This is a genomic window from Ilumatobacter sp., assembly GCF_030065885.1.
Taxonomy (GTDB): domain Bacteria; phylum Actinomycetota; class Acidimicrobiia; order Acidimicrobiales; family Ilumatobacteraceae; genus Ilumatobacter.
Genome location: NZ_JASJCS010000022.1, coordinates 23,791 through 33,708, shown reverse-complemented (window position 1 = coordinate 33,708; position 9,918 = coordinate 23,791). Strand labels below are relative to the sequence as shown.

10 protein-coding genes are annotated in these 9,918 nt (G+C 71.0%); 6 read left to right on the top strand and 4 right to left on the bottom strand.

Annotated elements, in window-relative coordinates; translation table 11 throughout:
* From ettA to QNJ12_RS07485, 3 genes are all read left to right on the top strand, one after another.
* A partial coding sequence (ettA, locus tag QNJ12_RS07495) for an energy-dependent translational throttle protein EttA (RefSeq protein WP_300621029.1) occupies positions 1–1,554 on the top strand: 1,554 nt, incomplete at its 5' end.
* Positions 1,551–1,697 (top strand): redoxin domain-containing protein, encoded by a 147-nt coding sequence (locus tag QNJ12_RS07490; protein WP_300621026.1) that lies wholly within the window; start codon positions 1,551–1,553, stop codon positions 1,695–1,697. The genes ettA and QNJ12_RS07490, both read left to right, overlap by 4 nt.
* Positions 1,698–2,114 carry an AhpC/TSA family protein gene (locus QNJ12_RS07485; protein WP_300621032.1) on the top strand — a complete coding sequence of 139 codons (417 nt, stop codon included), beginning with the start codon at positions 1,698–1,700 and terminating at the stop codon, positions 2,112–2,114.
* Positions 2,115–2,120: 6 nt separating this feature from the next.
* Here QNJ12_RS07485 and QNJ12_RS07480 read toward each other — a convergent pair whose 3' ends face one another.
* From QNJ12_RS07480 to dinB, 4 genes are read right to left on the bottom strand one after another with little or no spacing between them, the layout of a single operon-like run.
* A complete protein-coding gene (locus tag QNJ12_RS07480; RefSeq protein WP_300621023.1) occupies positions 2,121–2,645 on the bottom strand; it encodes a universal stress protein in 525 nt (174 codons plus the stop codon).
* 16 nt (positions 2,646–2,661) lie between these two features.
* Positions 2,662–4,035 carry a hypothetical protein gene (locus QNJ12_RS07475; protein ID WP_300621020.1) on the bottom strand — a complete coding sequence of 458 codons (1,374 nt, stop codon included), beginning with the start codon at positions 4,033–4,035 and terminating at the stop codon, positions 2,662–2,664.
* Positions 4,032–4,964: a 1-phosphofructokinase family hexose kinase gene (locus tag QNJ12_RS07470; protein WP_300621017.1), complete on the bottom strand. Its 933-nt coding sequence runs from the start codon at positions 4,962–4,964 to the stop codon at positions 4,032–4,034. Before QNJ12_RS07470 ends, QNJ12_RS07475 begins: the two co-directional genes overlap by 4 nt.
* A gap of 54 nt (positions 4,965–5,018) precedes the next feature.
* Positions 5,019–6,230, bottom strand: coding sequence for a DNA polymerase IV (dinB, locus tag QNJ12_RS07465; RefSeq protein WP_300621014.1), 1,212 nt, complete (start codon positions 6,228–6,230; stop codon positions 5,019–5,021).
* Between the two features lie 74 nt (positions 6,231–6,304).
* Between dinB and QNJ12_RS07460 the strand changes: the two genes are divergently transcribed.
* The 3 genes from QNJ12_RS07460 to QNJ12_RS07450 are packed head-to-tail and all read left to right on the top strand — an operon-like array spanning position 6,305 to position 9,902.
* A complete protein-coding gene (locus QNJ12_RS07460) occupies positions 6,305–7,075 on the top strand; it encodes a 3'(2'),5'-bisphosphate nucleotidase CysQ (RefSeq protein WP_300621012.1) in 771 nt (256 codons plus the stop codon).
* Between the two features lie 4 nt (positions 7,076–7,079).
* A complete protein-coding gene (locus QNJ12_RS07455) occupies positions 7,080–7,892 on the top strand; it encodes an enoyl-CoA hydratase-related protein (RefSeq protein ID WP_300621010.1) in 813 nt (270 codons plus the stop codon).
* A 54-nt stretch (positions 7,893–7,946) separates the two neighbouring features.
* Positions 7,947–9,902: a hypothetical protein gene (locus tag QNJ12_RS07450; RefSeq protein WP_300621008.1), complete on the top strand. Its 1,956-nt coding sequence runs from the start codon at positions 7,947–7,949 to the stop codon at positions 9,900–9,902.
* Positions 9,903–9,918: the final 16 nt, after the last annotated feature.

Below are 9,918 nucleotides of genomic sequence, written 5' to 3'. Positions count from 1 at the left end.
GCCAACGGATCGGGCAAGTCGTCGCTGCTGAAGATCATGGCCGGGCTCGACGACGGGTTCTCGGGCGAGGCCCGCCTGACGCCCGGGTTCACGGTCGGCTACCTCGCGCAGGAGCCCGAGCTCGACCCCGACAAGGACGTCAGGGGCAACGTGATGGACGGCGTCGCCCAGGTGCAGTCGATCATCGACGAGTACAACGACGTGATGGCCCAGTGGGCCGACCCCGACGCCGACTACGACAAGATCGGGAAGCGCCAAGCCGAGCTCGAGGACAAGATCGCAGCGGCCGACGCCTGGTCGCTCGAACGCAACGTCGAGATCGCGATGGATGCACTGCGATGCCCGCCCGACGATGCCGACGTCACCGTGCTGTCGGGCGGCGAGAAGCGCCGGGTCGCGCTCTGTCGCCTGCTGCTCAGCCGGCCCGACCTGCTGCTGCTCGACGAGCCGACCAACCACCTCGACGCCGAGTCGGTGTTCTGGCTCGAGCGCTTCCTGCAGGACTATGCGGGCACCGTCGTCGCGATCACCCACGACCGGTACTTCCTCGACAACGTCGCCCAGTGGATCCTCGAGCTCGACCGGGGACGCGGCATCCCGTTCGAGGGCAACTACTCCTCGTGGCTCGAGCAGAAGGAGGCGCGCCTCGCCCAGGAGGAGAAGTCGAACGAGGCCCGTCGCCGCAGCCTGCAACGCGAGCTCGAGTGGGTGCGGATGGCGCCGAAGGCCCGCCAGGCCAAGGGCAAAGCTCGCCTCGCCGCCTACGAGAAGCTGCAGACCGAGGCCGAGCAGGCGACCGACGTCGATCGCCGGCTCGAGATCGCGATCCCGCCCGGCCCGCGCCTCGGCGACACGGTCATCGAGGTCGACGACCTCCGCAAGGGATTCGGCGAGAAGCTGCTGATCGAGGACCTCTCGTTCTCACTCCCGCCGGCCGGCATCGTCGGCATCATCGGTGCCAACGGCGCCGGCAAGACGACGCTGTTCCGGATGCTGATGGGACAGGAGGCACCGGACGCCGGCACGATCAAGGTCGGCGACACCGTGCAACTCAGCTACGTCGACCAGTCGCGCGACGCGCTCGACGCCGACAAGACCGTGTACGAGGAGATCACCGGCGGGATCGAGCACCTGCAGGTCGGCAACCGCGAGGTCCACGGACGCGCCTACGTCGCCAGCTTCAACTTCAAGGGCACCGACCAGCAGAAGCCGGTCGGCAAGCTGTCGGGCGGCGAACGCAACCGGGTGCACCTCGCCAAGCTGCTGAAGTCGGGCGGCAACGTGCTGCTGCTCGACGAGCCGACCAACGACCTCGACGTCGACACGCTGCGAGCGCTCGAATCGGGCCTCGAGTCGTTCCCCGGCTGCGCGGTGGTCATCTCGCACGATCGCTGGTTCCTCGACCGCATCGCCACCCACGTCCTGTCGTTCGAGGGCGACAGCGAGGTGCGCTGGTTCGAGGGCAACTTCACCGAGTACGAGGAGTACAAGCAGAAGGTGCTCGGCGAACATCCCGAGCAGCCCCACCGCATCAAGTACAAGAAGCTCGCATGACGCATGGCCGCTCGCTGGCGCGCCCGGCGGTCGGCGAGCCGGCGCCCGACATCGAGCTCGCCGGCGCCACCGGACAACGCTGGCGGCTCGCCGACCAGCTCGGTTCCACCGTCGTGCTGATCTTCCACCGCCACATCCATTGACTGCCGTGCGCGGCACACGCCGTTGCGGTCCGCGACCGGCTCGACGACTTCGGCGACACCGAGGTGGCGCTCGTCACCTTCACCGGGCTCGCGGCCGCGGCCGCCTACGGCGCCGAGCGCCACCTCCCGTTCCCGGTGCTGGTCGACGCCGATCGCGATGCGTATCGGGCGTTCGGCCTCGGCCGCGGTTCGGTGTGGCGCGTGTGGGGTGCCAAGGCTGCGCATCGGTACTGGGAGATCATCCGCGCCGAGGGCATCGCCGGACTCCACCGGCCGACCGAGGATCCACTCCAGCTGGGAGGTGACTTCGTCGTCGCACCCGACGGCAGGCTGGCATACGGATTCTGGGGTGAGGGCCCCGACGATCGCCCGAGCGTCGACGAGCTCGTCGCGGCCGTCCGGCAGGCCGCAGCCTGAGTCGGCTCAGTCGTTCTCGCGGGCGACCAGCACCGGGCAGCTTGCGTTGTGGAGCACGTACTGGCTGACCGAACCGAGCATGGTCTCGCCGGCGTAGCTGGAGCCGTGCGAGCCGACGACGATGAGATCAGCGCTCTGCTCCTCGGCGATGTCGCAGATCGCGCGGCCGATGCGCCGCTTGCGAGGCTTGGCCTCCTCGATGATCCGTTCGGCACTGATCCCGGCCGTCGTCGCCGCCTGGTCCTGCACCGTGCGGTAGTAGTCGTACGCCTGCTCCTGGAGCGCCGTGACCCCTTCCGGCGTCGGGGCGAACGGCATCGACCCGGTCGAGGTGCCGTGCGTCGCGGTGCCTGCGGCGATGCCGGTGCCCAGCTCGTCCGCCGCCATCGCGCCGAACGCCGAGAAGATCGACGGTGACGGCACGACCGAAGCGAGGACGTAGTCGGCCGAGCCCCCGAACAAGTGCACGGCCTCGATCAGCGCCTTGGTCGAGTGATCCGAACCGTCGATCGCTACCAGAACCTTGGACATCGCAGCCTCCTCGGCGTCACAACTCGACGATCGGCACGCCGAGCCCTGCCGCCAACCCTCGCACGTCGTCGACGACGTCGCCATAGACGAGGGCCAGGTGGTGTTCCAGGCCCTCGGCGAGCACCGTCTCGAGCACGGCGTCGACGGGTCGTTCGAACCGGACGATCCCACCCGATCCGACGTACGGACAGGGCGCGTCGAGCACTTCGACTCGGCCCACGACCATTCTCGGCACACCCCGCGACTGCGACAGGCGTGCGACCGTTGCCGTCCCCGGCCGGAGTGCCGACAGCTGGACGAGCGGCACCTGGCGGTTGGGGTGGACGCCGGCTCGCACCGTGTCCGGCGCGGCCATGTCGGCGGGTGCGACGCCGCAGTGCCACACGGCAGCAGTGTCGTCACCGGGGTCGGCGTCGACGAGATCCGCGAGGAACGGCCGCGTCTCGCCCAGCCAGCCGAGCACGAGCATCGTCAGGGCGCCGAGCGCATCCGCCTCGCAACCCGCGGGCAGGCCGCCCTCGTTGAGCTCGGCCAGCGCGGCACACGCGGCACAGCCGAGCTCGTCGAACGTCTCCGGCCAACAGCGGACCGCGAGTGCGTCCCAGCGACTCTCGTCGGCGAGGTCGTGCAGCACCGTGCGCAGCTCGACGGCGCGGGCCACCGCCCGGCCGTCGAGCTCGCCCACCCCCGGAAGATCCGGTCGTGCGGGACGTGCGTCAGGTCCCACCCGTGCGAGCACGGGGCCGATCGGCGTCGGTTCGAGCTTCACACCGGCGCGCCGCACGAGCACCTCGGCGTCGGGTTGCACGCGGCACGGGCCGAAGCCCGGCGGCGGGTCACCGACGACTCCGATCTGGCTCCCGCTCAGCCGGTCGAGCACGGCACGCGCCGCGGGCCCGACCTCGCCGGCGGCCGGCAGTGAGATCGGTGGACGCGGCACGAGGTCGTCCTCGATCCAGCGTCGGATCCGATCGCCGCTCGCCGCGGCACCCGGATCGAGGTAGAGGTGGCGCATCGGCCGGTCGGCCACGCCGGCGGCGAACGAGGCGAGGATCATGCCGCACAACGAGTTCAGCCGCAGCCTCCCACCACCGCGACGCTCGGGAAACGCCCAGACACCGACGTCGATCGGTGTGGCGGCGAACACCTCCTCGACGAAGCGGCTGTCGGTGAACGTCGCCTGGAGGACGACGACGAGATCGGGCTGCGCCGGCCAGCGCGAGATCGCAGGGCCGACCGCCTCGGGCTCGAGCACCGGTTCGGCGTCTCCGACGACGTCGATGCCGGCAGCGGTGAGCGCATCGATCGCCGCCGACGCCTGCGTGCGCCCGAGATCGAGGTCGAACGTCGGTCGGCCGACAGCGATCACCCCGACCGTTCGAGGTGTCATGCCGACACCTCGACCGAATCGAGCAGCCGGTGGAAGTCGGCCGGATCGAGCAGACCGGTGCCCGGCGCGAGCACGCTGGCGGTGCCGGCCGCGACACCCCAGACGGCGGCACCCGAGAGATCGTGGCCGGCCAGCGTGCCGGCGACCAGACCGGCGACCATGGCATCGCCCGAACCCACCGTGCTCGCCACCGCCTCGACGTCCGGACAGGGAAGCCAGGTCGCCGGGCCGCCCCGGTGGACCAGCATCGCCCCATCGCCGCCGAGGGAGACCAGCAGCGCCCCGACACCGCCACGCGCCAGGACCTCGCGGGCGGCAGACTCCAGCTCCGAGCGGCCGCGCAGATCCCTGCCTGCGAGCGTCGCGAGCTCACGGCGGCTCGGCTTCACGAGTGTCGGCGCCCGCTCGACCGCCAGCGGCAGCGACGGACCGAACGCGTCGACGATCACCACCGGCGCCTCGAGCGCATCGATCAGCTCGGCGTAGAAGCCATCCGGCAGGCCACGAGCCAGGCCACCGGACAGCACGACGATCTCGGCGTGCGAACAGGCCGCGAGGACCGCGTCGAACATCGCCCCGGCGTCGGTGATGACGGGTCCGTCGACGACGATCCGGTACTGCTCGCCGCCGGCGAGGTCGCCGAATGCGAAGGCCTCGCGGGTGATGCCGTCGATCTGGTACACGATCGGCTCGACGCCGTCGGCCCGGACACGCTCGACGAGCTCGTCGCCGACCGGGCCACCGGCAGCGACCCAGGCATCGCTCTCGACGCCCAGCCGCGCCAGTGTCCGCGACACGTTGATGCCGCCGCCGCCCGGGTCGCGCCGGTGCTCGCGGGCGGGCAGCTTGTGATCGGGAACCAGACGATCGACCGTCAGCGCCACGTCGAGGGCAGGGTTGACGGTCACGGTCACGACCGGGTGGGTCACCAGCCCATCGTGGGCGCAACCCGTCAGATGGGTCCAGGGCCGGTCGTCACAAGATCAATCGGGCAGCATCGGCACCTGGAGCCCCGTGCGTTTGCCGAGGAGCGATGCGCGCGTGAGCGCGCCGTGACCGAACCGTTCGCGCAGATCGTCGACCACGCCGTCGAGCTGGGATCGATCCTTGCGACCGTACGGCAACAGCAGCTGCTCATACGTCTCGTCGAGGTTCTCGAGGTTGCCGACCGACAGGCCGATCAAGGTCAGCCCTCGCTCGGCGATCATCACCGCGGCGTCGCGCAGCACGGCGAGGGCGACATCGCGGATGGGTTCGGTGGCGGCGGTCGGGTGCTGGAGCGAGCGGCTCCGGGTGGCCCGCGTGAAGTCGTCGAATCGCATCCGGATCGTGACGGTACGTCCGGCGCGCCCCGCGTTGCGCATGCGGCGCGTGACGCGGTCGACGATGCCGAGCAGCAACGCCTCGATGGTGTCGAACGGCTTGCGGCCCCGCCCGAGCGCCTGCTGCGAGCCGATCGAGCCTCGCCGCCGACCGGTCTCGACCGGACGTGGGTCGCGGTTGTGCGCGAGGGCGAAGAGGTGTCGGCCGGACGCGACGCCGAGCATCGCGACGAGATGCTGCTGACCGAGCTGGGCGACCTCGCCGACGGTCCTGATCCCACGCTCGTGGAGCTTTCGCTCGGTGACCGGGCCGACGCCCCACAGCTTGCCCACCGGCAGGGGGTGCAGGAACTCGAGCTCGTGCTCGGGCTCGACGACGAGGAGGCCGTCGGGCTTGGCGACGCCGCTGGCCACCTTGGCGAGGAACTTCGTACGAGCGACGCCGACGGTGATGGGCAGACCGACGTGCTCGAGCACCTGCGCTCGCAGCCGGCGGCCGATCGCCTCGGGCGTGCCGCTGATGCGACCCAGCCCACCGACGTCGAGGAACGCCTCGTCGATCGACAACCCTTCGACCAGTGGGGTCGTGTCGTCGAACAGGGCGAACACCTCCTTGCTGGCCTCGGAGTACGCGTCGAAGCGGGCCGGGACGACGACCACGTCCGGACACAGCCGGCGGGCCTGGAACTCGGGCATCGGTGTGTACACGCCGCGCCGCTTGGCCTCATAGCTCGCAGCGAGCACGACACCTCCACCCACGATGACCGGCCGGCCCCGGAGGTTGGGGTGGTCGCGTTGTTCGACGGACGCGTAGAAGGAGTCCAGGTCTGCGTGCAGGATCGTGGCCCGCCCCGACGCGCGAATCCAACTCATCGAACACATGTTCGCAGACGGCGCCGCCCCGTGTCCAGCTGCCCGGACCGGTGGGTCCGTCATACTGGTCGTCCGTGCCCGAACCCGATCCCCGACCCGAGCCAGAGAGCGACCCGCAGCTCGCCGTGCGCCTCGCACGCGAGGCGGGCGAGCAACTGGTCGAGCTTCGCGAGCAGCTGTGGCAGTCGGGCGCGCGCTCCTGGGACGTGATGGACCACGGCGATGCCGCCGGCCACCACTTCATCGGCGAGCAACTCCGCCGCCACCGGCCCGACGACGCCGTGCTCGACGAGGAAGGCGCCGAGGACCCTCGCCGCTTCTCCACCGACCGGGTCTGGATCATCGATCCGCTCGACGGCACCCGCGAGTACGGCGAGGCGGGTCGTCACGACTGGGCGGTGCACGTCGCGCTGTGGGACCACGACCGGCTGGCCGCGGGTGCGGTCGCGCTCCCGGCGCTCGACGTCGTGCTCGGCACCGAGCCACCGCCCGAGCTCCCACCGGCGAGCCGAACCCGACCGCGGATCATCACGTCGCGCTTCCGAGCACCGTACGCGGCCGTGCTGGTGGCGAACGCGCTCGAGTGCGACGCCGTGCGCCTCGGGTCGGCCGGCGCCAAGGCCATGGCCGTCGTGCTCGGCGAAGCCGACATCTACGTGCACGACGGCGGCATGTACCAGTGGGACTCGGCAGCCCCGGCCGCGGTCGCGCTGGCGGCAGGGCTCCACGTGAGTCGCATCGACGGCACGCCGATCGTGTACAACGATCCTGACCCATGGTTACCGGACCTGATCATCTGCCGACCCGAACTGGCCGATCCGGTGCTTCGAGCGCTCTGGGGGTGACGTCGTGGAGCTGAAGGCGATCCGCCACGAGACCGACGGCCACGTCGCGACGGTCTGGCTCGACCGTCCGCACCGGCACAACGCCTGGACCGGTCGGATGCACACGGAGCTCCGCTGGGTGATGGCCGAGCTCGAGAACCGGGTCCGCGCCGTCGTGATCACGGGGACCCCACCGGCCTTCTGCGTCGGCGGCGACAGCGAGGCGCTCGCGGGACATGCCGACCGCGGCACCTACGACGCCGGCCTGCCGCCCGAGCCCGCTCGCCCCGGCGTGAACGTGCGGCCCGAGCTCGACGAGGACTTCGCCTGGATGTTCGCGTATCGAGTCCCGATCATCGCCGCCGTGAACGGCGCCGCAGCCGGCGTCGGGCTCGCGCTCGCCCTCTTCAGCGATCTGCGGTTCGGCGCGGCCCCGGCGAAGCTCACGACCGCTGCGCCGCGGCTCGGGCTTCCGGCCGAGTACGGCATGAGCTGGGTCCTCCCCCGGCTGTGCGGTGTGACGCGTGCCGCCGATCTCCTCCTCTCGGGCCGCACGGTCACCGTGGCCGACACCGCCGACTGGGGGCTCTGGAACGGCGTGTTCGACGACGGCGAGCAGACACTCGCCGAGGCGCTGCGATACGCCGATCTCGTGGCATCGAGCGCGGGCCCGGCGGCCGTCACCACCACCAAGCAGCAGCTGTACGCCGACCTGCTGCGTCACGACGTCGCCGCATCGGTCTCGGACTCGAAGCGGTTGCTCGTCGAGGCCATGGGCACGGCTGAGTACCGCGAAGGTGTCGCAGCGCTTCGAGAACGCCGGGCGCCACACTTCTGACGGCTGCGACGCAGTCGACTCTCGGGGACGAGCGCCCGATCGTAGACTGCTGCGATGGACGAACCCGCAGGCGCGGCCAACCCGCTGGCGATCGCCGCGATCGCCTCCGCCGGAGCCGCCGTGCTGCACGGCGCCGCGGCCGGCATCCACGCCGAGCACGTCGGCCTGTCGCGCTTGTTCGTGGCGCTGGCCGTCGCCCAAGCCGGTGCGGCGGTGCTCGGCTTCCTCCGCGACGGGCGGCCGTCGTGCGGCGTGCTCGCCGGGGTCAACCTGGGTGCCGCCATCGGATGGCTCGTGACGAGGTTCACCGGCATCTCGTTCATCGGCGGACTCGAGGTCGCCGAGCGACCGCAGCTCGCCGACACGAGTGCCGCGGTGCTCGCGATCGTCGCCGTCGTCGCTGCCGGAGCGTGCGCCACCGACCGCGCGCCGTCGGTGCCGTCACGGTCGCTGGCGAGCGCATCGATCCTGGCCGCCGTCCTCGTCGTCCCCGGCCTGGCCGATGCGACGAACCACGACCACGGCGCCCACGCCGACGACCGCACCGACCATGGCGCGGCACACGAGGGCGGGGCAGCGCACGACCACGACACAGGGGTCGCAACCCCGGCGGCGACCGGCGCGGACCACAGCGACCACGGCGCCGACGACCATGCCGATCCCGACGACCATGCCGATCCCGACGACCATGCCGATCCCGACGACCATGCCGGTCACGACGACCACGACGCGAGCGAACCGCCCACCTGGCCGCGGCCGTGGAACCCCACGGACGCGATCGACTTCTCGGGCGTCGACGGCGTGAGCGCCGAGCAGCAGGCGCGTGCCGAGCAACTCGTCGCCGACACGCTGCGCGAGTTGCCGGCCTTCGCCGACGTCGGTTCGATCGCCTCATTGGGCTATCGCTCGATCGGCGACGCGAGCACCGGCCACGAGCACTACATCAACACCGAGCTGATCAACGACGGCAAGTTCCTCGACCCGACGGCGCCCGAGTCGCTCGTCTTCGAGGTCGACGGCGACTCGCGGACCCTCGTGTCAGCGATGTTCATCGCATCCGAGTCGCCGATCGACGACCCGAAGCTGACCGAGTTCGCCGGTCCGTTGATGCAGTGGCACGTGCACGACAACCTCTGCTGGGGCCTGAACGACGACGGCGTCCCGGTCGTCAAGGGCGTGCTCGAGCAGTTCGGCGGCACCTGTCCGCGCCAGACCGTCAACGCAGGCGGCGACAACCCGATGGTGCACGTCTGGATCGCGCCCCACGTGTGCGGTCCGTTCGCCGCGCTCGAGGGCCATGGCGCCGGCCAGGCCTCGGTGTCCGACGGGGCACGGATGGACCAGTGCGATCACGACCACGGCGGGCACGAGGCCCACGACGGTCACGACGAGTCGGCCGAGACCGCGACGAAACCCTACGACCCCGAGCTGCCGATCGATCTCGGGGGTATCGACGGGGTCACGCCGCAGCAGCAGGCCTTCGCCGAGAACCTGGTTGCGGCCACCGTCCGCGACCTGCCGCAGTGGGCCGACCTCGATGCCGTCGAGGCCGCCGGCTTCCACTCGATCGGCGACGGCGCCACGGGTCACGAGCACTACATCCAGTGGGACTGGATCGACGACGACGTCTGGCTCGACCCCGACTATCCCGAGAGCCTGGTCTTCGAACCCCGACCCGACGGCTCGAAGGAGTTGGTGTCGGCGATGTTCATGCTGCCGGGCGACACCGACCTCGAGGACGTCCCCGACTGGGGCGGCGAACTGATGCAGTGGCACGTGCACGGCGATCTCTGCTTCACCGACGATCCCGTGGCGCCGAAGGTGGCCGGCGTCAAACCGCTCGGCACGTCGTGCACCCCTCCCCTCGTCGACGGCACGATGGCGCCGATGATCCACGTGTGGATCAGGCCGCACGAATGCGGTCCGTTCGCCGCACTCGACGGCATCGCCGGCGGCCAGGTACCCGAGGGCGAAGAGGTCCTCTGCGACCACGCCCACGGGTCGCACTGAGCCGCGTCGGCCGGGC

Bases quoted from the DNA above. Each gene is read 5' to 3' on its own strand.
- QNJ12_RS07490 (WP_300621026.1), top strand. From the start codon at position 1,551: ATGACGCATGGCCGCTCGCTGGCGCGCCCGGCGGTCGGCGAGCCGGCG.
- QNJ12_RS07480 (WP_300621023.1), bottom strand. From the start codon at position 2,645: ATGTCCAAGGTTCTGGTAGCGATCGACGGTTCGGATCACTCGACCAAG.
- QNJ12_RS07475 (WP_300621020.1), bottom strand. From the start codon at position 4,035: ATGACACCTCGAACGGTCGGGGTGATCGCTGTCGGCCGACCGACGTTC.
- dinB (WP_300621014.1), bottom strand. From the start codon at position 6,230: ATGAGTTGGATTCGCGCGTCGGGGCGGGCCACGATCCTGCACGCAGAC.
- QNJ12_RS07450 (WP_300621008.1), top strand. From the start codon at position 7,947: ATGGACGAACCCGCAGGCGCGGCCAACCCGCTGGCGATCGCCGCGATC.